25 protein-coding genes are annotated in these 26,954 nt (G+C 37.1%); 8 read left to right on the top strand and 17 right to left on the bottom strand.

Annotation, left to right across the window (positions count from 1 at the left end; all coding sequences use genetic code 11):
- Window positions 1-4: 4 nt before the first annotated feature.
- The 6 genes from GXX20_07765 to GXX20_07740 form a co-directional block, all read right to left on the bottom strand.
- The gene (locus GXX20_07765) at window positions 5-178 is read right to left on the bottom strand and encodes a hypothetical protein (protein HHW31551.1); all 174 of its coding nucleotides are present in this window, start codon (window positions 176-178) and stop codon (window positions 5-7) included.
- Window positions 179-264: 86 nt separating this feature from the next.
- On the bottom strand, window positions 265-1,257 hold the full coding sequence (locus GXX20_07760; GenBank protein ID HHW31550.1) for a ParB/RepB/Spo0J family partition protein: 993 nt from the start codon (window positions 1,255-1,257) through the stop codon (window positions 265-267).
- Window positions 1,148-1,972, bottom strand: coding sequence for a ParA family protein (locus GXX20_07755; protein ID HHW31549.1), 825 nt, complete (start codon window positions 1,970-1,972; stop codon window positions 1,148-1,150). Before GXX20_07755 ends, GXX20_07760 begins: the two co-directional genes overlap by 110 nt.
- Before the next feature lie 151 nt (window positions 1,973-2,123).
- A complete protein-coding gene (locus GXX20_07750) occupies window positions 2,124-2,573 on the bottom strand; it encodes a hypothetical protein (protein HHW31548.1) in 450 nt (149 codons plus the stop codon).
- Window positions 2,574-2,641: 68 nt separating this feature from the next.
- Entirely contained in the window at window positions 2,642-3,775 is a 1,134-nt protein-coding gene (locus tag GXX20_07745; GenBank protein HHW31547.1) for an FRG domain-containing protein, read from the bottom strand.
- A gap of 234 nt (window positions 3,776-4,009) precedes the next feature.
- Complete coding sequence (locus GXX20_07740; GenBank protein HHW31546.1) at window positions 4,010-4,558, bottom strand: helix-turn-helix domain-containing protein; 549 nt, start codon at window positions 4,556-4,558, stop codon at window positions 4,010-4,012.
- Between the two features lie 1,223 nt (window positions 4,559-5,781).
- On the opposite strand from GXX20_07740, the gene GXX20_07735 reads away from it, so the two are divergent.
- On the top strand, window positions 5,782-6,210 hold the full coding sequence (locus GXX20_07735; protein ID HHW31545.1) for an Hsp20/alpha crystallin family protein: 429 nt from the start codon (window positions 5,782-5,784) through the stop codon (window positions 6,208-6,210).
- Window positions 6,211-6,381: 171 nt separating this feature from the next.
- Here the strand turns inward: GXX20_07735 and GXX20_07730 are convergent, their stop codons facing one another.
- The 6 genes from GXX20_07730 to GXX20_07705 all read right to left on the bottom strand — a co-directional run bounded on the left by GXX20_07730 (window position 6,382) and on the right by GXX20_07705 (window position 12,790).
- Window positions 6,382-7,464 (bottom strand): endospore germination permease, encoded by a 1,083-nt coding sequence (locus GXX20_07730; GenBank protein ID HHW31544.1) that lies wholly within the window; start codon window positions 7,462-7,464, stop codon window positions 6,382-6,384.
- Complete coding sequence (locus GXX20_07725) at window positions 7,464-7,676, bottom strand: hypothetical protein (GenBank protein HHW31543.1); 213 nt, start codon at window positions 7,674-7,676, stop codon at window positions 7,464-7,466. The genes GXX20_07730 and GXX20_07725 overlap by 1 nt, the downstream gene beginning before the upstream one ends.
- A 4-nt stretch (window positions 7,677-7,680) precedes the next feature.
- Window positions 7,681-8,865, bottom strand: a complete 1,185-nt coding sequence (locus tag GXX20_07720) for a Ger(x)C family spore germination protein (protein ID HHW31542.1) — start codon at window positions 8,863-8,865, stop codon at window positions 7,681-7,683.
- Window positions 8,862-10,436, bottom strand: a complete 1,575-nt coding sequence (locus GXX20_07715) for a spore germination protein (GenBank protein ID HHW31541.1) — start codon at window positions 10,434-10,436, stop codon at window positions 8,862-8,864. The genes GXX20_07720 and GXX20_07715 overlap by 4 nt, the downstream gene beginning before the upstream one ends.
- Before the next feature lie 193 nt (window positions 10,437-10,629).
- A complete protein-coding gene (locus tag GXX20_07710) occupies window positions 10,630-11,880 on the bottom strand; it encodes a hypothetical protein (GenBank protein ID HHW31540.1) in 1,251 nt (416 codons plus the stop codon).
- Window positions 11,881-12,217: 337 nt separating this feature from the next.
- Complete coding sequence (locus tag GXX20_07705; protein ID HHW31539.1) at window positions 12,218-12,790, bottom strand: TetR/AcrR family transcriptional regulator; 573 nt, start codon at window positions 12,788-12,790, stop codon at window positions 12,218-12,220.
- A 303-nt stretch (window positions 12,791-13,093) separates the two neighbouring features.
- On the opposite strand from GXX20_07705, the gene GXX20_07700 reads away from it, so the two are divergent.
- Entirely contained in the window at window positions 13,094-15,151 is a 2,058-nt protein-coding gene (locus GXX20_07700; GenBank protein ID HHW31538.1) for an MMPL family transporter, read from the top strand.
- A gap of 15 nt (window positions 15,152-15,166) precedes the next feature.
- Complete coding sequence (locus GXX20_07695; GenBank protein ID HHW31537.1) at window positions 15,167-16,777, top strand: hypothetical protein; 1,611 nt, start codon at window positions 15,167-15,169, stop codon at window positions 16,775-16,777.
- 132 nt (window positions 16,778-16,909) lie between these two features.
- Here the strand turns inward: GXX20_07695 and GXX20_07690 are convergent, their stop codons facing one another.
- Together GXX20_07690 and GXX20_07685 are read right to left on the bottom strand one after the other, a co-directional pair.
- Window positions 16,910-17,719 (bottom strand): ABC transporter permease subunit, encoded by an 810-nt coding sequence (locus tag GXX20_07690; protein ID HHW31536.1) that lies wholly within the window; start codon window positions 17,717-17,719, stop codon window positions 16,910-16,912.
- Window positions 17,719-18,624 (bottom strand): ABC transporter ATP-binding protein, encoded by a 906-nt coding sequence (locus tag GXX20_07685; GenBank protein HHW31535.1) that lies wholly within the window; start codon window positions 18,622-18,624, stop codon window positions 17,719-17,721. The genes GXX20_07690 and GXX20_07685 overlap by 1 nt, the downstream gene beginning before the upstream one ends.
- Window positions 18,625-18,940: 316 nt before the next feature.
- On the opposite strand from GXX20_07685, the gene GXX20_07680 reads away from it, so the two are divergent.
- Window positions 18,941-19,633, top strand: a complete 693-nt coding sequence (locus tag GXX20_07680; GenBank protein ID HHW31534.1) for a 2-phosphosulfolactate phosphatase — start codon at window positions 18,941-18,943, stop codon at window positions 19,631-19,633.
- A 55-nt stretch (window positions 19,634-19,688) separates the two neighbouring features.
- Here the strand turns inward: GXX20_07680 and GXX20_07675 are convergent, their stop codons facing one another.
- A complete protein-coding gene (locus tag GXX20_07675) occupies window positions 19,689-22,418 on the bottom strand; it encodes an ABC transporter permease (protein ID HHW31533.1) in 2,730 nt (909 codons plus the stop codon).
- Window positions 22,415-23,098, bottom strand: a complete 684-nt coding sequence (locus GXX20_07670; GenBank protein HHW31532.1) for an ABC transporter ATP-binding protein — start codon at window positions 23,096-23,098, stop codon at window positions 22,415-22,417. The genes GXX20_07675 and GXX20_07670 overlap by 4 nt, the downstream gene beginning before the upstream one ends.
- Window positions 23,099-23,368: 270 nt before the next feature.
- Between GXX20_07670 and GXX20_07665 the strand changes: the two genes are divergently transcribed.
- The 4 genes from GXX20_07665 to GXX20_07650 all read left to right on the top strand — a co-directional run bounded on the left by GXX20_07665 (window position 23,369) and on the right by GXX20_07650 (window position 26,310).
- Window positions 23,369-24,040: a response regulator transcription factor gene (locus GXX20_07665; protein HHW31531.1), complete on the top strand. Its 672-nt coding sequence runs from the start codon at window positions 23,369-23,371 to the stop codon at window positions 24,038-24,040.
- A 2-nt stretch (window positions 24,041-24,042) separates the two neighbouring features.
- Complete coding sequence (locus GXX20_07660; GenBank protein HHW31530.1) at window positions 24,043-25,050, top strand: HAMP domain-containing histidine kinase; 1,008 nt, start codon at window positions 24,043-24,045, stop codon at window positions 25,048-25,050.
- A gap of 238 nt (window positions 25,051-25,288) precedes the next feature.
- The gene (locus tag GXX20_07655; protein ID HHW31529.1) at window positions 25,289-25,981 is read left to right on the top strand and encodes a branched-chain amino acid transporter AzlC; all 693 of its coding nucleotides are present in this window, start codon (window positions 25,289-25,291) and stop codon (window positions 25,979-25,981) included.
- Window positions 25,978-26,310, top strand: coding sequence for a branched-chain amino acid transporter AzlD (locus GXX20_07650; protein HHW31528.1), 333 nt, complete (start codon window positions 25,978-25,980; stop codon window positions 26,308-26,310). Before GXX20_07655 ends, GXX20_07650 begins: the two co-directional genes overlap by 4 nt.
- 147 nt (window positions 26,311-26,457) lie before the next feature.
- Here the strand turns inward: GXX20_07650 and GXX20_07645 are convergent, their stop codons facing one another.
- On the bottom strand, window positions 26,458-26,868 hold the full coding sequence (locus GXX20_07645) for an S-layer homology domain-containing protein (protein ID HHW31527.1): 411 nt from the start codon (window positions 26,866-26,868) through the stop codon (window positions 26,458-26,460).
- Window positions 26,869-26,954: the final 86 nt, after the last annotated feature.

The following is a 26,954-nucleotide window of genomic DNA, read 5'->3' as shown; positions in this document are numbered from 1 at the left end:
GTACTTAATCATCAAATATATCGCACTTATCCTTGCTGCACTTATTACAGGACTCATCAAAATGCTTACAGTTCCTGCAATCCCGTTCTTTCATCGTTTTGATGACTCTTCGGTTATATCCCGGTTTCTCCTGCATAATGCGCTCATACTCCCGCAACTGCCCTTCTGTAAAGTACATAGGAGTCCCTCCTTTCAAAAAGGGCATAAAAAAACGGCCTCCCTTGTTTGTAAAATGGCTATCTTACACAATGGCCGCATCCTGTTTTATCTTTCCTGTTCCCTTTGCCGTTTTTTGTACCAACTCTCAAGTAATTGGACTATCAAATCTTCCTTTTGCTTTTCGGTAAAGTTTTTAGGGAAAAATCGGTCTATACGCTCACGCTGAATGTGGAACTTTTCTTTTTGGTTAGGCTTTTCCTCAGTAAGGATGGAAAATATGACATCAATATTCAGTCTGCCATCCTGGCTTAGTTTTTTTATTCTCTGGGCTTGTGAGAGTGATGGAGTGCAATCCTCCGATTGCATGGTCTTATATAGGTCTTGCTGTTCATTTTCGGTCAGGTAAGAAATTTCAACCGCAGGGTTAAAGGCGATTCGTTTATCGTCCACCATTTCAAGAATAGATGGTATAAGCTCGGTTAAGCGGATGTAACGCTGAATTTGTCTGCCACTCTCCCCTACTTCCTTACCTATTATATCTGCGCTTTCCAACTTCCCGACATGTTGTCGGGAAGTTAAATCTGTTCGCTGTCCCTGTCTGTTCATAGCCTCTAGCTTCATCTTATATGCAAAAGCTTTTTCACTCGGAAGAATGTTTTCCCTTTGCAGATTGCTGTCAACCATGATAATTGTCGCCTCATCATCATTCAGGTTCCGGACAATACACGGCATGGTTTCACGGCCTGCAAGCTCACTTGCCTTTTTGCGCCGGTGTCCGGCTACCATTTCATAGCCACCGTCTGCCTTTGGTCGCACAAGACCGGGAACTAATACTCCATACTGTTTTACGCTATCAGCCATCTCCAGCATAGCTTCGTCCGCCTTTACCTTAAAAGGATGATTAGGAAAATCACTGATTTCCGACAGAGGTATTTCCAACACTTTTTCACGTTGACTATCTACGCGGCTTTCCTCCGTGGAAAACAGGTCATCTACTGATGTCAGTTTTATACTGTCTCTTGTGTTGCTCTTTGCCAATGTTCTGCACCTCCTTTGTAAAGGCCTGATAAGCTTTAGCAGCAATACCGTGTGGATCATGCATATAGATGCTTTTCCCCTCGGCACTCGTTTCAGCTGCCCGGATTGATAAGGGAATTTCCGTTTGGAACACTCGTAACTTGTCGCCGTAGTCCCGCCGTAAAATAAAGGAAATATCTTTTGCAAAGTTGGTACGATTATCTACCATTGTGAGCAGAACGCCGTCGATAGTCAGATTTGGATTGATTTGCCGCCTTACCCTGGCAATAGTCTGTAGAAGCTGTGTCATTCCTTTGGCTGGCAGGTAATGAGCCTGTACGGGAATAATAACGCTGTCTGCTGCAGCAAGAGCATTGATTGTCAACATGCCCAAACTCGGCATACAATCAATCAGCACATAATCATATTTGTCTTTTACCGTATTGATATATGTGCGAAGTACTGTTTCACGACTCATGGTATTAACCAGTGAAACCTCAATGGCAGACAGTTCTATATTGCCCGGCATAAGATCCACACCTTCCGCATGATGAAGGATGCCTTCATCTGCGTTGTACGGTTCCTCCATCATGATTTTAGTAAGGATAGTGGCCAATGAAACGGGCAGATTGTCTGGTTCCTGGTAACCCAGTGAATCCGTCAGATTACCCTGCGCGTCAGCGTCTACCAGGAGCACCTTCTTTCCTTGTGCAGCAAGACCGATGCCAAGATTAACTGTTGTGGTCGTTTTGCCTGTGCCACCCTTCTGATTGGCAAGGGCGATTACTTTTGACACTTAAAACTCCTCCTTTCACGCAAAAAGCCGCTTGCTTTATCATCGAATAAAGAAAACGGCTTTTTTCTTATAATCATTATTTATTTAGGTTATGTTAAAAAATAGTGGTAGTAGCTGGAATTCTGAACTCATTATAGGCATATATGACATATTAGGAATTAGTGCATCGAATAATCTGTACTTTAATATTTCTTTTTCTACAAACCCATTCTAACGCTGGATCTCCGTTCTGACACAAAATTACAGGGACTATTATGTTTGCTTGATATTGCCTTTCAAACATATCCATACCTGCTATTACCTGGCCAATCACTAATCGATTGAGATTCTTTTTTACTTCAATTAACTCAACTGTTTTTTTCTGAAACAGGTTAAGAAGTTCATTAAGAGTATACTCTTTGGAATTAAAAACTTTAGGTTCTTCATAGTCTTTTTCACTGCTCACGATAATCCCATCAATCCGACGGATTTTTGATTCAAGCGGCCAGTTCCCAAGTCCTCTATTACCAATAGGTACTTCTAAAAACAAACTTCCCTTTGAAGTACTCCAGTATTGATAAAGTAACTTATCTTCAAAATTTTTAGGTTTCCATTTTTCCATACTATTCAACCCCACTTCACCTTACCACGCAAACTGTTCTTTGCCAAAAACTAATGTCTTTAAAGCACTTATGTAGGTATATAACATAGGCGAGATACAAATCTGATGTTATATATTTTTTCAATATCAAACTTTTTATAGGCTCGATTTACAGCTCTGATTCTTTGTCGAGACAAATTAATTGGAGTCTTTCCTATGTAATATTGATATTTATTCAATAGTTGTTCCCAATCCTTAACCTTATAATCTGTTTTGTTATAAGCATATTCAAATGCTTTACGACTAAACTCCCGACTTTGTTCAATTAATTCAATTTGATCTTTTACCGAGACTAATCCCTCGTGAGGATATATTTTTCTACCACAATCCATTCTTTTGTATATAAGACTGCATAATTTTTCACTATGCTTAAATTTATACATTTCAAAATCCATGTCGTCTTGTAAATCCATGTGATCATTCATTAGTATTGCATAACCTGTTTGCATATGACTTCTCATAAAAGGCTGAAAACCAATAGGAAGTATATTGCCCTCCAATGATAAATCACATCCAAGTAACAAATCTGTTAATTCTGTATTCTTTTTGAATATGATACCATACTGAGTATTTTCATTTCTATTAAAATCTGATTTCGTTAACGGAGACCACATATTGTAATTTTTATTATATTTACAACAGGCGAAAAACAAAGCTACTTCAAAGTCATTTGTAATGTCCAACCACTGGGTTTTCAGGCCATAGTGTTGAGCAAGTTGCTCTGATAGGACGCTAACACCTTTTTCCAAAAAATCAGCGGTATGTTGAAATTTGAAAAGCAATGTATTAAATTCAGCTATTTTCATATCAGCAACAAAACGTTCAACAGCTCTTTCTTCTTCATTCTCTATATTATTTAAAAACCTGCACAGTGATGGCGATGTAGAAGGATATAGCTGGTTCTCACCGCGATAATAGAAACTTCTTCTTGCTTGCCGCACTACAGTTCCATGTGGATATACCATCATAAACCCGTCAGTATACATGTCAGACATAACTTCTTTATAAAAATTCAAGCGAAAATCTCCTTTAGCATAAGGATCTTTTCCTGACATCCGATTTATTTTAATATTTTCAGCAAAAATCTTGTCTTTTTCATTTAACTTTAATAATTCAAAAATATCAGATTCACTGAGTTCTTGAATACTGTTAATATCCCTCAATTCTGTTATTCACCTCTGCAATTCTCCAATTCCCAAAATGATTAATTGATTTAATTTAATTATATCATTTATACAAACTGTTTTTATGTATTTAAAGGGAAGGAAAGGTAATATTTAAATGAGCGTTGGCTAACATACATACCCCCATTATTATCCATCTTCTTTGCAATTCAAAATGATTATTTATTCAATAAAAAAGCCATTTGCTCTATAAGAGAACAAACGGCACTATCTTCATAGTTGCAATTCACGATTGTACAAATAATCAATAACACTCTTTTTGGGGAAAAGGTATTTGCTATGGTGTTTTATATACTTTAAGTTGCCGGACTTGCACCATGAAATTATTGTGCTTGCTGAGTGACCGGTAACTTGTTGTATATATTTACTTGTTAGCATATCTGGATAATCTGCAAATTGCATTTCAAGATATTGCTTATAATCTTTAACCTCATTTATGCCTTTTAGTTTGTAATGGTTTTTATATTGGTCAAGTCGCGATTTAAACTTATATCTTCTAATTGAGCCTGGCAAAAATGGGTTATTATAGTGATTAGGTAAGTAATATTTTTCAGGATTTTTGTCTCTGTCTTCTAAAAAGAAAATAATATCTTTTATTGCAATTTTGTATCTGCGTGTCTTTTTTCCAGAATCAATGCAAGGGATGAAACCATTTTTTATATAATATAGTGCTGTGTTTTTACTTATATGACATATCCTATAAAACTGATCTTTCGTTACAAATTCAGGATACTTACTTAATAGGAAGCTATAATCAGGCATTCCGAGCACCTCGCTTCACCATAAGCATGTCAAAGAGCTGCTCGTACTGTTTGGCTTGCTCTTTATGTATGCTTGATTTCCTTGTTATACTTCGATAGTATGTGCTGGTTAAAAAATCAAGAAATGCATCTTTCGTTATAAGAGACCCTTTACCTCGGTTAAGTGATTGTATCCGCTTATTTTTATAAGTAAGAGGCTTCAGTTCATTACGTAATATCCAATTGTTCACTGTCGTCTTTCCATACCCGGTAAAACGCACTATATCAGAAACCAAAAGCAATTGAGGAAAGTCACGTAGTTGCTTTTGATAATAATTGCGTAAATTTTTAACAAACTCATTTTCCAATTCACAAAAACACATCTTTTTATATTGGTATAGAAGGATGTCTGTAATCTTTATCCGTTGTCTTCTTCCTTCTGGTGTATTTACATATTCAAAGGGAATAAGGCCTTTTTTTGAATTGAGTAGGCAGTTGATGTGCAAATACCCAAGATTTTGCACATCTCTTTTTGCGTGACATATTCAGGATAATGGTCAATTACCGAACGACAATATTCATTATAATTCATTTACTTCACTCACTTTCTAAAATTTATCAACGGCAAGTGGTGAAGTATGTTTTAGTCCTTAAAGATTATAGAACTTTTGAGTTCTATCCGAGTTCTATCCAAAACAGGTTTCGGATAACAAATTTTTGTGATTTTTCGTCATGCTTGATTTTCATTGCAAGCACAAAGAAAACTCCCTGAGGCTCTTATCTACCAAGGTTTTCCGGTGTTTTTATCTACATGCATTTACTGCCAACCTCCACTAAGTTCTAAGTTTATCGGAGCTCTCGAAAACCAGTATACCGCAAGGTATCTAGGGTTCAAATCCCTAACCCTCCGCCATCATGGAGCTGATAATACTAAACATTAGCAGCTCCTATCTTTTTAAGAGGCAAAGACTTTTCCATAATCTTTGCTGTCCGATGTGAAAGCTATTATTTTTTATGGCTTAATTTTTTAAATAATTTTTAAATAATGACTTAGCCTCACAGAAAGGATTTGGCCAAAAACGTCTTCAATCAGTCAAGGAATGATTTATAAAAAAACTTTTCCAAAATTGTCTGTTAATACAATGATAATAGAGGAATAATTTCTTAGCCAAACTATAAAGAATAAAATTTTTTCGTAAGGAAAACATAAATATGAACACAAATCATATTATGGGGAGTGATGATATGAGTCTTGTGCCATGGAATCCATTCAGGGAAATTGACAATTTCAGCAGAGATATAAGCAATTTTACCGATTTTTCATCCTTAAGATTTTTGGGTGGGATGAGTTCACCGAGAGTTGATGTATTTCAGACAGATACTGAGGTAGTGGTTAAAGCTGAAATTCCTGGTATATCCAAAGAAGATTTGAATGTATATGTTGACGAAAACTCCATAAGGTTGTCGGGGCAGTATAAGCGAGACAATGAATTCAAGGATGAAAATATTTTCAGGTCGGAAAGATACTATGGAAAATTCTCCAGAACTATCCCTTTGCCTGTGGAAATAAAATCTGAGCAGGCAAAAGCCGAATATAAAGATGGTATTTTATCAATAACAGTTCCTAAAGTAGAACCGACAAAAGCTAAAGGAAGAAGAATTAATATTAATTAGTGTAAAAACAAACATGAAGCTATTTCCTTCGTTCAGGGATTCACAGGAAATATTAAAATCTGCGGTTTTTAGTGTATAAGTTAAAGCTGAATTCTATAATTCAGCTTTAACTTATTCTTGAATATACTGCCGTGTTTTTTGTATATTAAAGAGCCTTCTTCATCGTTTCAGTTATACATTCTTTCTTTTAGATGCTTTCTTTTTCTTTAATGATAAAAAAAGCAGTGCCAATGGAATCACAATCTGAAAGGGAATAGAATACAAAAACCATACCTTTTCAGTCCAAGTGAAAAGCTCAAGTACACTTTCAAATGACCATATTGAAAGTACAATACAAAAAATAGTGATTGCTCCGGTCAGTTTCCTATAATCACCAATTCCTGCGATCTGGCTTAAAGCTCTTGCGGCTGCGTATATGCAAACTGAAATTTTAATTCCTCCTCCAATTAACAGGTTTATGTCTACCAACGGCTCTACATTCAAACCAGGTATAAGCAGTGAAGTCAAATGAGGAATAAAAATAGAACGCTCCATCAAATCGCTTCCCAGAACAAAGATATCTCTAAAAAATGTGACAAGTACCAATAATATTGATATTACTGCCGATACAAACACAACTTTTTTTAGCTTTTCCTTTTTATTTAAATGTGGAAACAGCATTAGGAATGCAACGGTTTCCCCAAAGGGAAAGGATAAATAATCAAAAGAGGCTTTAATCACAGGTGTTATGCCGTTTCCCAGAACAGGAAGGAAAGCTGTGAAATCATGGGTAGTTATAAGCGACAGGCTTATAACGATTACTATTAAAGGTATTATAAGCACCAGCAGTTCGCCTAACCTTCCCATCACTTCTATTCCACTGTTGACTGCATATACCAAAACAACTGCAAATAATCCTATTACCACAACCATGGGCGTTTCCGGAAATGTCGTAGTGCAAATAAACTCGCCGAAATCCCTGAATACCAGGGAAGCAAGATGTATGAAATACCATATATACAAAAGGGCAAAAAAATTGCCGGCAACTTTTCCCATCTTTTCCTTCAAAATATCTACCAGAGTTTTTGATGGATTCAAGGATGTTATAGTGGCATAACACAGCATCAGCAAAGTGCCAGTTGCTCCTCCAAGGAGTATGGCCAGCCATGCATCATTTTTCGCTCCCTGTGCAGGACTCAATATTACCGTACTGCCAAAAAGAAAACCCGATAAAAGCATAGATAGCTGAATGCTAGATATTCTAACTTTTTCCATTACTTCAAAACTCCCATCATCTTTAATGCTGCTTCTATCCATTGTGGGGGACTTGAAGGTCTTATCCCTGCTGCCAGAAGCAAACTGATTGCCAGGCTTGTTGCTAAAAATAAAATATATATTACATATACCTTTGCCTGTTCCTTTTCCCGTATAAACCTTTGAAAGTCTTTAAAAACTAAAATTGCAAACAATACTATAACTACTATCATTATGTCATTCATCCTTATTTATAGGACATTTAATAATACCTGTCCGCATTATATTCGCAGTCACCTGAATATCTACAGGAAGCTTGCTAAAAATATCATTCCAGTCTTTCTCTACTTTTTTCCAATACTGCGGGTGGTATTTGCGCACATACACACCAAAACCAAATATATCGCTGGAATACTCTTTTTGGGCCTTCTCCACCGTCATCATTATTTCTTTTTTTATTTCTTCTTCCAGGTTCTTCTCCAGTACATAAAGCTTATCCGGAGAATCCAATTTTCCTTTTCCCTTGTATTCTCCTACACTGGCCTTAGTTTTCACCTTTACTGTGAGCATGTACGGTTTACCATTCTTAAATACCACATTGACTTTCCCTTTTGACCCTATAATCTCAATCGCTGCTTTGCCATTGTCTGCAGGAACATTAACAATGGCACTTTTCACTTTATCAGTTGCAAACATATATCCCATTGTTTCATGTTGTCCCAGCCATCCCGCCAGTCTTCCATCCTTAATGACAGCGATGCCTTCTGTCCTGACCTCTTTTTCCCCAGCTATAGATATTCCTCCAATGACAGGTACTATCCCTCTTTCGCCAATATCTTTAAGCAAATCAACCAGTATAGTTTTTTTCACTGTCCCACGTAAATTGGTGTTATCTATCGTTCCTTTTATATACAAGATAGGTATAGAATCTATATCAGTTTCTATTTCAAGAATTTCTTTCGGTGTTGCATCTTTTGCAACTAGAATGTCCATTCCGTAATCCATTTCATTCTCTCTCTGAAAAAAATCCAGAACCTCTTCAATGCCATCTTGCAAAAGCCTTTCTCCGAAAATAAGGACTTGGGCTGTGCTAAGAAACATCTTTTTGCCAGCAATAGCAAGTACACCTCTTAGAGCCTCAGAAACCGTTTCGCCTTCATAGGACACAACAAACACGGGCTTTTGCTGCGAACCATTGCCTTCTCTATTATTAGAAACTGTAGACTGAATTGCGGCAGGTTCCACTACCTGTATGGTCAAAAGTATTTTGCCATCTTCTGTCCTGTCTAGTCCCAGACCTGCCACAATATTTATATTAACCAGATCCCGATTGTTCCAGCAGCCGGTTAGCAGTGAAGGAAATATAAGCAGAAAGGCAACTACTGCCATTCCAGACCTTATCTTCCTCTTTATGTTCATCACTGTGGTTTTTTCACCTCCTGGCGTTTTGTCCCTTTCTTACTTCTTGAGTATTCCTGCCTCAATATTTTCGGCCTTGTAACCATGGCCCAGATGGGCACCACAACAATGGAATCTTTAAGATCGTTGGCTGTAAGCGGTGAAAAGGGAGCCATATAAGGAACTCCAAAAGAACGTAGCTGACAGAGGTGTATAATAACAGCCACACCCACAAAGGAAATTCCAAGAAAGCCTAAAAAATTAGCTGCAGCCAAAAATACAAAGCGCAGCAGCATGGTTGCCCGGATAAGCGGAGGGACAACAAAACTGCAAATGGCAGTAAGAGCAATTATGATCACCATTAAATTGCTGGCAATTCCTGCTGAAACCGATGCTTCACCCAATACAATTGCACCCACTATGCTTAATGCCTCTCCTATAGGTCTTGGCATACGGACACCCGCCTCACGGAGGAACTCAAAAGCTACAATCATTAATACTGCTTCAGTAAAAGGAGAAAAAGGAATTCCCTGCCGTGAAGCCGCAAGTTTTATCATCAGCTTAAAGGGAATTAACGTGTGGTGAAAGCCAACCAGGGCTACATATATACCTGGCAGCAAATTTGATACCAAAAGTGCAAGAAGGCGCAGCAAGCGCATAAAGGATGCAAAATAGGCATGGTCATAATAATCATCCGTATTTTGTATGGATTCTATAAAAAGATACGGGATAGTTAGGACATAGGGAGTACCATCGCATAATATACCTACACGCCCCTCCAGTAACTTCCCCGCCAGCTTGTCACTTCTTTCTGTATTCCCAACTGTAGGAAATACCGACAAGCGGCTGTCGGAAATGTATTGTTCAATAATTCCGGTATCAAGTATTGCATCAGTTTTTATCTTTTTAAGTCTCTCCCTCACTTCCCTGACAATATTCTCATTGGCGATTCCCTTTATATAGCAAATGCAAATATCAGTTTTTGTCTGCTTCCCGAGCTGCACTTTCTCCAGTTTAAGATTGGGATTTTTGATCATTTTCCGAATAAGAGCTATATTCGTATTCAGGTTCTCAACAAAGCCTTCCCTTGAACCCCTGATGGAAGTTTCTGTAACAGGTTCATCCACCTGCCGTCCCTTGGGTTCTTTTACTCCAATCATCAGAGCTTTATTTTCCCCGTCAAGAAAAAGCAGGGCTTCACCGGATATGATGCCGTCTATGGCCTGCTGCATATTATTGATTTCTTTTATGTCATTATTTATGACTATACATTCTTTTAGCATCTCATATATGTGTGCTTCGCACATTTCTGTATTTGACAAGAATTCAAGAATAGGATGAATTACATCCTGGTTTAATAGCCTTTTGTCAACAAAACCATTTATATATGCTACAAGTATTTTTGTCTGACTTTTTCCACTACATGAAATTTTGCGATGCATGAAATCATTACAGTCGGAAAATATTTCGCTAAGCCTGGTCTCAACAGCATCAACTGTATCGGGTATAACATCGTATGATCCGGTATGTATATTATCATGTTCAATATTTTGGTTTCGTGCTTTTCTTCGTTTTCTTCTTATTCTTTTAACCATTTCCTTATCACCTTGTTTTACATTATATCCATTATTAGCTTGTGAAATTCACAAAAAGAGCTTTCAAGAAATACGCCCATAAAAAAAGCTCTGAAATCAGAGCTTTATTATTTTTATTGTTACTTTTATATGAAATTGTGAACATCATGGGTATAAGCATAAAACTCAGTGAATGCTTATTAAGGATGCCTATTCAGATATTTTCTGACTCCTCCCTGGCAATCTCCGTCCAGCGGATTGCATTATAGGGATTACAAGCAAGTGTGCGGATGTCTCTCATAAGGAACTCGGCACGGCAGTTGTATTTATATACTGCCTTAAGGGTCTCTCTCAATTCCTTTCTGATATGGTCTTCATCGATTACAGGTACTGCAATGTCTGCAGGATTGACTTTTCTGCTGTAAATGTAATCTTTCCCAATTCTTTCAGCCATAGCGATTGCATCAGACCATGGTGATACACTCAACCTTCTCAGCCTGGGAATTCGTTTAACAATATCCAGGCGTTTGTCCAAAGGTTCGCAACAGCCATATATATTTAAACCAAATCTTTCAAGAATGGGCAATTGGTACGCAAAGACAAACTCTTCAAAAAACTCCGGTGAAACATTGACTGTTTCCTGACTTTCACTATACCCCCACATATCACACAATCTGACATGGGTTCCGTCAAAGTCAGGTTGCGGAAGTTCATATGACCAGCCATAACCACCTGTTCCAATGAAATCACCGCCATTGTTGAGCGAAAGTAATCCATTCTTTTCAAGAAAATCAAGTTTGGCCATGGTTTCATCCCGAAGGAAGGCCATCAGCTTGTGCAGCCCATCGGGTTCGTCATACATATCATACATGACCTGTTCAAAGCCCCTAAGATAAATGAGGTCGGTTGTCATCCCCAGGGACCACCACCAGGTACCCTCAAGCCTGACCTCTAAAATTCCGTCAAAAACCTCCTTGGCGAGTGCAACCAGCTTTTGGGTTTTATCGTAATCCACAATTATCTCATCGAAATGCATCTTATCAACATCACTGAAATCTCTGACAGGAGCATTCCAGGTGTATGCACCAATACCTTCGTCCCCAATAATCTTGGTATCCAGTCCCCTGCCACTTGTCTTATGCACATAATATACTTTGAATGTTGGTTCAATAACCCTGTCATCTTTTATCTTTTCAGCCCAATATATTTCCTTCAGGAGTTTGAATTCCCATAATCTTGCCAGATTTCCACTGCATTTTAATTCATCAGCTGTAATAAGTTCATACCAGGCGTGTTCAGGATCAATAAAAATCAACGGCCGGGTTTCCTGCAATGCATTGTGCTTCATCCATAATTGCTTCTTTTCTTCCTGTTGAGGTTGAGATGCGATTTCTGAGACCTTTTTTGCTAATTCCCGCAAAAACGCCTTATCTCTTTCAGAAATAACCGGTTCCTGCTTACCCACAACACTGCAATAACCTTGTGGCCATGAAAGGCCATTCCGGTCTCCAAGTCCGTTTCCCAAACGTGGATCTTTTTCTTCAAATTCAGAATAAGCCATCCTGTTCCTCCTTTTTACTAAATCATTAATTCTGTAAATGTGACTGCTAATTTCTGAAGTATTTTAATGAATTGATTTTTCAATATTATATCAGTTTTATCTTTGCTGATAAAGAAAAATAAAAATAATTCATGGCAGTAAAAAGGTGCGTGGACTTATGTGGTTCGATTATTGTATCGGTATACCTCATTATGAACGGTGTTATTACAATACATGATAATAAAATGCGGTACAGGATCGGCTACTTCACTAAATTTATCAAACCCATTGTGAGCTTTATAACCATTTCCGCCATGAAACGGGGGGATTTCTTCAAATCTTCGTCAAGCCACTTTTGTACTATACCGACGCATCCAGTTATAGCAAATGAGTAAACATACTCAGCATCTTCCTTGGTAATTTTGTTGCTGCCTGTCAATTCATTAATAATTGTATCATATACAAGAACCATTACCTGTTTTTGAAAATTTAAACCTCCCCGTTCACTAAGCAGCAGCTTGCACAATTTCGCATTATCCTTTATATACTCAAAAATCTTTTCTGCCAGCGATACTGCATCTACATTATTATTTTTATGGTCCAACTCTTTAAGGTGGGCCTTTATATTATCAAGGAATTCATTCTCTATTTTCCGGAGCAGGTCATATTGGTCACTATAATGGGAATAAAAAGTCGCACGGTTGATATCGGCATCTTCGCAGATTTCTTTGATGGTTATTTGGGATATATCTTTCTGGGAAAGTAATTTTATAAAACTTTCTTTTAACACCATCTTGGTATACTTTACCCGCCTGTCTACTTTAGTGTTTTCCATGTATAACCCTCCAACCATGTAAATTTAACAATAAAATTCAATTAAATAAACTCAGTTAAATAAATTCAGTCAAATAAATCCAGTCGCATAAGTTACAAAATTTATGAAATTATCTAATAACTATCAATTTTTAAAAAAATGTTATGTATTATGCACTTCTGCTTTCAATGTTTAACAACTAACATTTAAAAAGTATCTGTTTGTTGCATTATATTCATAGTGTTATTAAACTATACATGAAGAAATTTGTCAACACGACGTATAATAACTAGTAATGACCAGGGAGGAGATTTAGTGGAAAAAATCTCATATGCTTTATTGAAACACAAAAAAATTGTATTAACTATATTTATAACAGCAGCGGTATTGTGCATAATATTTTCTTTGCAGGTCAAGGTTAACTACAATATAGTGGATTATCTTCCTAAAGACGCACAATCTACCACCGCTATAAAGATTATAGAAGATGAATTTAAAGGAGAAATGCCTAATACTAGAGTAATGCTAACAGATGTATCAATACAACAAGCTTTAGAATACAAAGCGAAATTATCTGCAATAGAAGGAGTTACATCTGTAAGCTGGCTTGATGATGTAATTGGTCTGGGTACTTTAAAAACCACACCTCTTGAATTTTTAGATACTTCAATAGTAAAAAACTATTACAAAGATAATTGCGCCTTGATGACCTTGTCTATTGAAAGTGGAAAAGAAATAAGTGCAGTAAACGCCATTTACGAATTAATTGGAGAAAACAACGCTGCAGCAGGGGAAGCAGTTAATGCTGCGAAGACACAAGAAATGTCGGTTACAGAAGTATTAAATGCAATGGTAATATTGCTTCCGGTTATTGTAATCATCCTGATAGGTTCAACTACCTCCTGGTTGGAGCCCTTATTGTTCTTGTTTACTATTGGTATTGCAGTAATCATTAATATGGGAACAAACATTATATACGGAGAGATATCATTTATTACGCAGACTGTCAGCCCTATTTTGCAGCTTGCTGTATCACTTGATTATGCCATATTTTTGCTTCATAGCTTTAATGAGCATCGTCTGTCACAGGATCCACAAAAAGCAATGGTACTAGCCATGAAACAATCCCTGCCAACTGTGGCTGCAAGTGCTGCAACAACAGTAGTAGGATTTGCGGCATTAATTTTCATGCGTTTTGGTATCGGTGCAGATTTGGGCCTTAACTTGTTTAAAGGGGTTTTATTAGGCTTTATATCAGTTATTGTACTACTGCCTGTTATCACGCTTATGAGTTATAAGGCCATTGATAAAACCAGGCACAGGAAACTTATACCGGAATTTAAAAAAACATCAAATATATTAATGAGATCAAGAATACCCTTTTTGTTAGTTGCATTATTAGTTGTAATTCCAAGCTTTCTTGCCCAATCCAGGGCTCAGTTTTTATATGGAACAAGCAGTATTGCAAATGCATCGAGAGTAGAAAAAGACACACTACAAATTAAAGAAAAGTTTGGTGAAGAGAATATACTTGTATTGCTGTTACCAAAAGAAAATCCGGGTAAAGAGTCAGAACTCTGCCATTCACTTTCAAAAATCCCTCATGTAACAAGTGTTGTTTCTTATGTAACAGCAGTAGGAGCTGAAATACCTCAGGAATTTGTTCCGGAAGAAGTTGTCAGGCAGTTTTATTCAGATAATTATTCACGTATTGTCATTTACACCGATTTAGAAGAAGAAGGAGAAGACACCTTCAATGCCGTTCAGGAAATTCTAAATACTGCATCCATGTATTACAGTAAATATTATATGGCAGGACAGAGTGCTTCTCTGTATGACATGAAAAACATAATTACAATGGATACAAGAGTTATTAACCTGGTAGCCATAATCGGCATATTTCTAATTTTGCTTATTACTTTCCGTTCACTTACCATTCCATTGCTCTTGTTATTTACAATTGAAACAGCAATATGGATTAACCTGGCCTTCCCCTACTTTACTGACAGGCCATTAAGCTTTGTTGGATACCTAATAATAAATACAGTCCAGCTTGGCGCAACGGTGGATTATGCAATATTGCTCACCAATACTTATTTAAATAACAGGAAAACTCTTTCTAAAAAAGATGCCATGAGAGTAACGTTGGAAAACAATTTAGTGGCAGTCCTTATATCTGCCGCAATTCTTGCCACTTCAGGATTTGCATTGGCCTTAACTTCAAGCAATTCCATAATTTCTGATCTTGGAACATTACTTGGAAGAGGCACACTATTATCATTAGCCATGGTAGCCTGCGTATTACCGGCACTACTTGTATTGTTTGATAAAGTAATTCAAAAGACAACACTATCAACCAAATTTCATCATGAAAAGCAGTAAGGAGTGTAAATGGATATGAAAAAAATTAAAATGAAAAATGATAAAATGAAAAAGAACAATAATAAAATGAAACAATTGCTTACCTTCCTTGTAACATTTATATTATTATTTACCTCTTGTATTCAGGTTTCACCGGTTTTGGCCCAAGATAATTCTTCACAGAAAGAAGAAGTTGTCTATGGCATACTTAATCTGGATGGAAGCATAAATAATCTTTATGTGGTTAATATCTTAAACGGCGGTGAAATTGTCGATTATGGAAACTATTCTGATATCCGGAATATGACTACCGCTGAAGAGCTAAATAAAGAAGGAGATAAAATAACTATAAATACCAGAGCAGAGAGATTCTACTACCAGGGAACTCTTGAGAGTAAGGAACTCCCCTGGCATATAGCCATAAAATATTACTTGGACGGCAAAGAAATTCCGGGAGAAGAGCTCGGCGGAAAAAGCGGTACATTAAAAATAGGGATGTCAGTAAAACAGAATGAAAAAGTCAACCCTATTTTCTTCGATAATTACGCCATGCAAATTACATTTTCTCTTGACACCAAACTTTGCAAAAACATTAGGGCTGACGGCGCCACCATTGCCGAAGCAGGAAGCAAAAAACAGCTTACTTACACAGTTTTGCCAGGTAATAGTATTGATATTGCCGTTACGGCTGATATTCATGATTTTGAAATGGATCCAATAACAATAAACGGTATCAGGTTATCTCTAGATATAGATGTTGACAGTAACGAGTTAACAGAGAAGATATCAGAACTAATTGATGCCATAAAGGAACTGGACGACGGTGCTTCTGAATTACAGAAAGGTCTTAATCAGTTGTCAACTGGAATGGAAAAATACCTTGACGGTATAAAGGCTTATAAAGATGGCCTGGGGCAGCTAATCAGCGGAGCAGGCAGGTTAAATGAAGGGGCAGCATTATTAAATAGCGGGTTATCACAGTTAACAATGCAAAACGACCTAATAATAAACGGCGCTTTAGAAATACAGCAAGCTACCTTTGATTCAGTAAATGCGCAGCTTGGCAGCATGAAATTAGGATTACCTGTTCTTACACCTGAAAATTATAGTGAGGTATTATCCTCTATTTCTCACCTTGCTCCCCAACTTGCTGATGTCAAGAAGCAACTTGACGGAGTGGTACAGTTCGTCCAGGGATTAAAAAGTTATATGGACGGAGTATTGCAGCTCAGCAATGCCTCTTCAGATTTGGCAATAGGTATTTCTGAGTTTAAAGCTTCTTCCTTTATAATAGCAGAATCAGCAAATGAACTATATAATGGAGGGGCAGAAATAAATAGTGCAATAAAAAAACTGAGGGACGGCCTTTCTTCATATAAAGGAGGTATGAATGAATTAAGGAAGGGTACATCAGGCATGAGTTCAGAAATAGATAATAAAATTAATGAGATCCTTGCCGGAATTTCCGGTGGAAATGGTGAAGTAATCTCCTTTGTTTCTGATAAAAACACTTATGTATCCTCTGTCCAGTTCGTGCTAAAAACGGCTTCTATAGAGCCTCCGGAAATTCAGGAGCCTGATGCCCCAAAACCTGTTCGGTTAAATATCTGGCAAAAATTATTAAAACTATTTGGACTTTATAAATAAAAAGTATTTAACTCATAAAAACAGTAGTTGAATTGTTTATGTTCAACTACTGTTTGTTTTGAGTATACTAATATTCCTTTAGTATTATTGATAATCTCTGTCTGCCAGTCAATTAATATAATGCATGAAAAATCAGCATCGCAGATCTCTTCTTTTATATATTTCATGGGATGCAACAGAACAGATAAGGAAAGCCAATATCCCAATCACCCACTCCTCATTGCGGATTCCCTCTGTCATTAGTTTCTTGGTTTTTATCCAGTCCATTGGAGAAAAGTAGGTTAGAAAACTTAATTCATCGATTAATACCCCCATGATTCCTAGAATAAATGTGCCAAAAACAATAGCAATTACAACACCGGAAGATCCTTTGCTGCTTTTTAGCAAAGTAGACAGCAGTATTCCCAGGCTCATAAAAACAAGACCAATATATAAGACGGAGCCATAAAATATTCCTACTTCTTCTATACTTTCAGCGATATTATATTCACTAAAAGAGATATAACCAACTAATGTTATAACACTAAGAGCAGCCAGCAAGAGAATAAAAGATAAAATGTTTGCCAGCACTTTCTGTATTAATATTGCGCTTCTAGAGATTGGTTTACTATATAGGAATTCAATAGTTCCCTCTGTTTCTTCTTTAACAAGCATATTTACTGCTACTTGTGTAACAAACACCATAATAGCTAAAGTTATATATTGGAGTATATAGCCAAAGAAATTTGTAATTACTGTAAAATCCATAAGTTCTCCTAATCCCAGTGCTTCCAGTAATGCCGGATCGATTCCTTCCAACTTGGCACCGGCAAGTGCCTTCATAGATTCTGTTTGCATGGAGGGAAAAAAGGCAAGGAGCATAAAAGTAATAATGCAAAGAGCAATAGTCCATTTTAAAGTACCTTTCCAGTTATTTTTTATCTCTAATCTAAAAGCATTCATTACTGTTCCTCCTTTTCATAGAGATCCATAAAACGTTCTTCCAGGCTCTCGTTTTCAATGGTGAAATCATCCGGCTCAGCTTCCTGCAATAACTTCAATAAGAGATTACTATCACCCTGATATATGAAGCTACTCTTTGATCCAACTCTTTCCAACAACTTAAAAGCGGGGTGTGTGATTTCCTTTTTCCCCCAAATGCTTACTATTTTTCTGGGATTACCCATTTCCTTTAAATCTGTTACTACCAAAATTTTCCCTTGCTTAATAAAAGCAACTCTATGGCAGTATTCCTGCACCTCTACAAGATTATGACTGGATAGTAGTATAGAAACTCCGTTAGCGGATTGATTTTTTAATTCTATAAATAACCGCTTCTGCATCATGGGATCAAGTCCATTGGTTGGCTCATCCAATATCAATATTTTTGGTTTCGGTGCCAGAGCACAAACAATTGCTGCCTTTTTCTTATTTCCCATGGATAGTTCATAGAACTTTTTTGTTATATCCAGTTCAAAAAGATTACATAACCGCTCTGCTTCTTCATCAAATTCTTTGCGGTAAAACCTATTATTGATCTGAATTAATTCCTTTACTGTCAAATCTACATAAAATCTCACATCACTTGGAACATATCCTGTAAACTTTTTAATTTCCTGACTTTCTTTTACAACATCCTTGCCGCATATTACAGCATGACCTCCATCAGGAAAAATAAAATTCAGGAGTATTCTTATGGTAGTTGATTTTCCAGCACCATTTGGCCCAACGAATCCAAAAATTTCGCCTTCTCTAACCGAAAATGATACATCTTCAATCCCAAGATGTTTACCATAATATTTCTTCAGGCTGGTTGCTTGAATGGTATCCACTGATTTGTCTCCTTTGACATCTCTGTATCTTTCAATTTTTATACTAATTCATCGCATATAATGATTTATCACTTCTTAATACTTAATATACCACATATAGGTTTTGTTCGCAGAATATTTTTATAATGTTTTCAATCCATATTGTCAGCAAATGTGCAGCAGTAATATTATTGACAAACACAATATGCAAACTTAAAATGAACTATAACTAACTATGCTTAATGACAAACAAGATAGTAAAGAAAAAGGACCAAGAGACAGATTTCTTGCCCTATAGATGGAAGCATAAGAACCGTCCCTGTGCTTCCGAGAACGGTCTCCATGATTCTATAAAGCAAAGGAGCTCAAAATTATGAAAATTAATATACTTCAATTTATTGAAGGAGCAAGAGAAGCCAGAGGTTTAACCGTAATAATTGATGTTTTCAGAGCATTTTCTGTTGCTTGTTATGTTGTAAATAATGGTGCCAAAAAAATAATACCTGTAGGTAACATTGATATTGCTTACAGGCTGAAGGAAGAAAACCCGGATTATATACTTATTGGAGAGCGGAAAGGAAAAATTCAGCCTGGGTTCGATTATGGCAATTCTCCTACACATATTGAAAATATTGATTTCTCCGGGAAAACTATTGTGCAGACAACAAGTGCCGGGACACAGGGAATAGTTAATGCAATAAAGGCAGATGAAGTTATTTCCGGAAGTCTTGTTAATTCGAAAGCGATAGCCAGATACATTAAATCTGTGAATCCTGAAACAGTATCTTTAGTCTGTATGGGACTTCAAGGAAGATATTTGTCAGATGAAGATATTTTCTGTGCTGAATACATAAAGAGTTTATTAGAAGAAACATATTATGATATAAATACTAAAATTGCTTCGCTAAAAAACAGTAGCGGCAGGAGATTCTTTGACCCTGCCAATTCAGATTGGTGCCCTGAAAGAGATTTCTACTTGTGTACGGATATTGACAGGTTCAATTTTATTCTTAGAGCCGAGAAGAGTGAAGATGAAATGTACAGTCTTTATAGAGTAGATTTATGATTATTAATCTTTAACAGTTGAAGCATTCATGCTCAACTAAGGTCAGAGTGTTCATCTACAAATTCTCATTTCTCAAAGCATCAATAAGGTTGTCATTTTTTATTTTTCTCATAGAGTAAATCATGGTCGCAAATACCACAGCAAATACACTTAATATGGCTACAACAACTGCAGTCCACGGAAGATAAAATCCTGTCTCATAGCCTTCATTTATACTCTGATAAATAAGCCATGTAACACCAAATGCTACTGGTATGCCCCACAATAAAGATTTAAATCCATATAGAAGGCATTCAAAATTCATCATTTTGTTAAAGCTACCTGTCGTCATGCCTACTGATTTAAGCATTGCAAATTCACGGCGGCGCAGCATAATGTTTGTTGATATGGTATTAAATACATTGGCAAGGGCTATAAGGGAAATTAATGTAATAAACCCATAGGAAAACACTTTAATTATGGTAACCATATTACGGTCGGTTTCATTCATTTCATATAAATTTAATAATGAATATTTCCCTCTCTTAAGGTTGTTTTCCGTGAGATAATCGTCAATTTGAATATATGCTTTTTCAGGGTTTTTAGCCTTGAAAAAGAAGTTGCAATAATCTATATGAAATAACTTCTGATAGATACTTATAGGATACATAATTTTAATATAATAATTAACAGACTCATTCAAACCTAATACCAAATCCCCCTCTGTCACATCAAAGGTAAGAGGCTTTTTTATAATATACTCGCTATATTCGCTGTCATTGCCGGAGTTAAACACTCGTTGCCGCTCTTCCTTTGTAAGGGCATTAAGCTTTTCATAATCGTACTCCTGATAGTTGATGGACATAGAACGGTCTTTAAGAATAGGAAAATTAACGTACTTCCCCAAATTTTGGTCAAATTTGCTGAAAACTGCCTTTGCAATGCCTCTTGGATTATCTACATCCATATATACTGCCTCGCTGAGGTTATTATTTTTAAGATACTGTCTGTATACTTCGTCACCGACTCCATATACCATAACAGTAATTGCTTCTTCAGTCATTTCTTCATACAAGCCATAGTATTCAAGATAATTATCTGAAAACTTTTCAATAGGGACATTACATTCAAAACCTACTGATAAAGCATAGCTTAATGAAGTGACTTCGTCCAGGTCAGATAGCCCCCTGTAAATTGCCTCCAAATTGCCAGGACTTATATCCTCTTCATTTGCACTGGTAAAGTAATAAACAATATCATAATCAGTATCCTGGAATGTTGATGACACAGCGTCAGACAAATAGGTGCAAAAGCTGCTTGCAGAAATAAACAGAACAATACTCATGAAGAGTGAAAAAACTGTTGCACGGTATTTTTTTCTGTTCCGCTTAAAGTGTTTTCTGGCAATCATACCTTCCAATCCAAATAACTTATAGGTTAATTTTGATGTTTTGACACTTCGGGCTTTGACATTAATGTCGTTTGAAAGGCGTATCGCATCTATTGGTGCTACTTTCGCGGCTCTTTTTGATGGAATCCAGGCAGATATCAGTACGGTAACTAATGCCACAGTAGCGGCTATTACAATTGATGCAAAGGAAACATCCAGATCCAGTGTCAGGCCTTCAGTGCCATAAAAAGCATAGAACTTGTCTCCTATAAAGCTTAGAGTTACACCGATACCAAGAACTCCACTCAGTATTCCAAGAGGAATGCCTATACTGCTTAAAACCAGAGCCTCGAACAACACCATTTTTCTGCTTTGCCTCTTTGTTGCACCAATTGATGCCAAAAGCCCGAACTGCCTGGTGCGCTCGCTGACCGAAATTGCAAAAGCATTATAAATCAACGAAACAGAGCCAAACATTATAAGCCCGATAAGTATAGCTCCAAGGCTGTAAAGAACAGAATAAAAAGTGTCATACCGTGCAGCACCGCTGTACATAAGAACATCTGTATTTGTGGTTCCTTCAAAACCGCTTTGATTTACATAATCAAAAGTTTCTTTTGGGTTTTTCATTTTGAAATATACTGCAAATGATTCAAAATCATAAGCAGGATCCATTTTTGTAACTGCCGTATATCCTGGAGCTGAAAAATCCTCAAAAGACGGACGTTCATAAAAACCTACAACTGTATATGTCCTTGTTTCTTTTATAGTTAATACTTCACCTTTTGTTTGTGAGTTTATATTTGAGTTTATGCTATTATCTGCCTTATTATCTGCTTCATTTCCCATATCATTTTCTGTATTATTTACATCATCACTTTTAATATCATCAGGATGTACATATGGATTGTTCTGCATTAACTTATATCCTTCATAATACCTGTCTCCAATATCAAGTTTTACAATATCCCCTATTTTATAGGATACGCCGCCGTTATATGCAAGATGCTCAGGCAGGATTATTTCTTCAGGTGTATCAGGAAGTTTTCCATCAATAAGATGGATGGGCATCCTGTCCATGAACAAATCATCAGCTCCCATAATAAACAAGTAGGGTTTATACTCATTAGAACTGCCAATATCCGCATATCCTAAATTATGGGCATAAGCGGCACTTTCAATTCTTTTATTCTCTCTGAATCTTTTGGCTGTATTGCTGTCTATGTCATAAAATGCACCATGCCAGTCACCGTTATTATAAATGGCATTATCCAGCATATAGTCCTGCAAGCTTGATATAAAAGTGGTTACTGCCGTAAACATGGCAGCAGACAGAATTATGCCTATAATTGTTACTATGGTACGGGTTTTGTTTTTGACAAGAAATTTTATTGTTACTTTATTTAAAATGTTCATCTATTTATCACCTCGTCACGGGTGATTTTGCCATCTTCAATAGCAATTATGCGCTCTGCCTGCAAAGCAATGTTTTCATCGTGGGTAATAATGAGCAAGGTTTGATTATACTTCTTATTTGAAAGCTTCAAAAGTTCAATAATTTCCTGGCTGTTTTTTGAGTCAAGATTTCCGGTAGGCTCATCGGCAAGCACTACTGCCGGCGCATTCATTAATGCCCTTCCAATAGACACACGCTGCTGCTGCCCCCCGGATAACTGATTGGGCAGATAATTTACTCTATCATTTAATTTTAAAGTAGAAATTAATTCATTAAACCTTTCCTCATTTATCTTTCTGCCATCCATCAAAACAGGCAAAGTAATGTTCTCTTTAACGTTAAGAACAGGAATAAGATTATAAAACTGATAAATAAGTCCAACCTGCCTCCGGCGGAAAATAGCCAGCTGCTCATCATTTTGTGCATACACATCTTGTCCGTCCAAATAAACCTTACCGGTAGTAGGCCTGTCCACACCGCCCAGAATATGTAAAAGGGTGGATTTGCCTGACCCTGACGGTCCTATAATTGCAATGAATTCACCTTTTTCCACTGTAAATGACACACCATCCAAAGCTCTGACCTCATTTTCACCTTTACCATAGATTTTTGTTAAATTTTCAACTCTTAGAATTTCCATTTTTAAACTCCTCTAATTTATGGTTCTTTACTATTAGTAGCAAACTTTGCTTTCCATAACAAAAGCAATGTAAGTTTGTTTAGCAAGGTACTTCAAGGCTCCTTAATAATTTATACTTATATTATATTTTGTAAATGTGATATTCAGGTGACACCAATATTACAAAAACGTCACTTATCACCTTAGATAGCTAGATAATATGAATAATATGAATCTTTTACTTTTTTGTGGTATAATTACAGCATCTTAATTCTCGTGGGGGCAAATGGAATGACCAGGATATTGCTTGTTGAAGATGATGATAACATTATTAATAACCTGTCTGTTTTTCTAAAAAACGAAGGTTTTGATGTGGATGTGGCTACAGGTCAGAAGGCTGCAATGGACAAATTGAGTAATTCTTCCTATGACCTCTTGCTGCTGGATATATCCTTGAAGGACGGAAATGGCTTTTCTGTGTGTTCTGCGGTAAAATCAAACTTCAATATACCTGTTATATTTCTCACAGCCTCTGATGATGAATATAGTGTGGTTGCCGGTTTTGATTTAGGTGCTGATGATTATATAGGGAAACCATTCAGACCAAGAGAACTGATCTCCCGTATTAAAAATGTGTTGCGCCGCAGTAATAAGTTTGGTTCAACCATTGAATATAAAGGAATTACCATAGATACTGAAAAGGGAATCGCAATGAAAAACGGCAGGGATTTATTTCTCTCTGCCCTTGAATACCGCTTGCTTTTAGTATTCTTTTATAATAAAGGCGCCGTACTCTCAAGAAATAAGCTCCTTGAAGAAATCTGGAATATCGCAGGAGAATTCGTGAACGATAATACTCTTACCGTTTATATTAAAAGACTTCGCGATAAAATTGAAGATGACCCGCAGAATCCTTCTATAATCCGGACAGTCCGCGGCCTTGGCTACAAGGTTGGTGACTAGCTATGGATTTTTTCCGAAACCCTGAAATACGAAAGAGTGCATGGCTCTGGTTCCTGCTGAATATAAGTTTGATCTCTATTTCTTCAGTCATAGATATAAAATACGGGATGATAGCTGTCTTTTACTGCATAATATTTGACTTTGCTCATTTTATTTCTACATTTAAAAGATACAGGCATATTGCAGAGTTGAGCCATGAAATTGATAAAATACTACATGATAGCAGCAAATTTGACCTTAATCGTTTTGCAGAGGGAGAGCTTTCTATCCTGCACAGTGAAATTTATAAAATGACTGTGCGGCTACGGGAACAGGCAGATGCACTGAAAAAGGATAAAACCTATCTTGCTGACTCCATTGCGGATATCTCGCACCAGATCCGTACGCCCCTCACATCTATTAATTTGATTGCTAATTTTCTTACTGATGAGGATTTATCAGATGAGCGCCGTATTACACTGGCTAAAGACCTGCTGCGTCTACTTTCCCGTATAGACTGGCTGATCTCTACTTTGTTGAAAATATCAAAGCTTGATACAGGGACAGTCAGGTTTGCTAAAAATCCGGTGAATGTTTCCGACCTTATCCGAAAATCCGCAGAACCTCTTGCCATACCAATGGATTTGCGTAACCAAAAGCTGATAGTCAAGGCAAAAGGCGATGAGCATTTTATTGGTGATTTTTCATGGACAGCAGAAGCAGTTGAAAATATTCTTAAGAACTGTATGGAACATACACCACCCGGAGGCACAATTACAGTGAAAGTAAAAGAAACGCCGATTTTTACTGAACTGACCATAACCGATACCGGGACTGGCATTGCGCCTGAAGATCTGCCCCATCTTTTTGAAAGGTTTTATAAAGGTAAAAGCTCAAAGGATAGCAACATTGGCATTGGCCTGGCACTTTCAAGGATGATTGTTACAGCTCAAAATGGAACTATTAAGGTGGAAAACTGTAATAATGGCGGCGCATGTTTTACTGTGCGTTTTTATAAGTGTACAGTGTGAAAATAATAACAACATAAACCTATGAGGTATATATTTTTATCTCTGTATGTATTGCTGCATGATGTTGACAAACAAAGTTTGCCAACTTAAAATAGATTTAATTATGGAGGGACAAGAGGGCAGGTTCCTTGTCCCGTAGGTGGAAGCACGAGAACCGTCCCATCGCTTCCAGGAGACATGACGCGGAGACGTGCATGAAACAGGTGGGACGTGTGGTGGCGCGGATGGAGGCATAAAATTGAGTATAAAGCAACAAGCACTTAAAGCAGCATTTCCACATACATTACCAATACTTACAGCTTTTATTTTCCTGGGAATGTCCTACGGCTTTCTCATGAGCAGCAAAGGCTTTCCAATTATATATCCTGTTTGTATAAGCATATTCGTTTTCGCCGGCTCCATGCAGTTTGTTGCGATGAATCTGTTATTATCCACTTTTAATCCGGTCTATGCTTTTTTATTGACTTTGACGGTAAATGCCCGTCATATATTTTATGGTATTTCCATGCTGGAAAAATTCAAGAATACTGGAAAGAAAAAGCCGTATTTAATATTTGGAATGTGTGATGAATCTTTCTCCATAAACTGTTCGGCAAAAATCCCCGATGGTGTTGATAAAGGCTGGTTTATGTTTTTTGTCACTTTATTAAACCATGCCTATTGGGTAATTGGCACCACATTAGGTGCCCTGCTTGGGAATATTATTAGGATAAATACCAAAGGCTTGGATTTCGTATTAATTGCATTATTTGTGGTTATATTTCTAAATCAGTGGATGGAAACCAAAAACCATATTCCTGCGTTGGTAGGAGCTCTATCCTCGGCTATATGCCTGCTGTTATTCGGGGCTGATAACTTTATCATTCCCTCTATGGTATTAATTCTTATTAGTTTCATTATTCTTAAAAAGAGGGAGGAGAGTAGGCAATGATTATGACAACTCAGCAAAGTATCATAACCATCGTGGTTGTAGTATTAGGAACGATGATTACAAGGTTTTTGCCATTCATCCTTTTCCCGGCAAAGAAAATACCTCCCAAATACATTCAGTATCTGGGACAGGTTCTTCCTTATGCCGTAATAGGGCTTCTCGTGGTGTATTCTTTAAAAGATGTTTCTTTTATATCCGGAAATCACGGCCTTCCGGAACTTATATCTATTCTCGTTATTATAGTTTTGCACATGTGGAAAAAGAATACTCTATTAAGTATCGGTGCAGGAACTATTATCTATATGATATTGGTTCAGACTGTTTTTTGATATATCATGGAAGCGCAGGGACTGCAGACTGCACTAAAACAGCCAGAAGCGCAGAGAGTGTTCTTCAGCTTCCGTTTTGACGGAATCTGAAAAACCCTCCCTGCGCTTCCAATGAGGCAATAAGCATATCTCCCGCCTTGTTATAATCTACTGAATGCTCTTTAACAATCTCAAAAGCGTTGCAGCTGCTTCCGCACTAGTCATAATATCATCAGGCGCCATAAGCTTATTGTCTTTTCCTTGAAAAACCCCAAGTTTTATCAGCAACGCCGCATCAGATTTAAGCTTTTCATCAATTCCTTCTAAATCGGAAAAATCTTTTATTAATGCACTTTCTTCTTCTGCGGTAAGGTCAGCTCCAAAGCCGGCTAATGTCATGACATCTGCCAGTATGGACATGGCCTGGCCTCTTGTAATAGGTTCTTCAGGTCCAAATGGAATAGTTTTTTCCGTATAAACAAACAGGTCATCAGGGGTTATTCCTATGGCCCTTTGGAGAAGCATCAAAAAGTCAAGCCCCATCATTTTATTATCAGGCTGAAACTCTAGAGAAGTCAAACATATGTGACACAACCTCTGAAAAAATTTCGTTAACAACCGCCAGTTATTTGCCACCATGTACGACCCAAATTATTGTCAGGTAG

Source organism: Clostridiaceae bacterium, from assembly GCA_012840395.1.
GTDB lineage: Bacteria > Bacillota > Clostridia > Acetivibrionales > DULL01 > DULL01.
The sequence above is the reverse complement of the archived record's forward strand: the minus strand, read 5'-3'. Positions and strand labels throughout refer to the sequence as shown.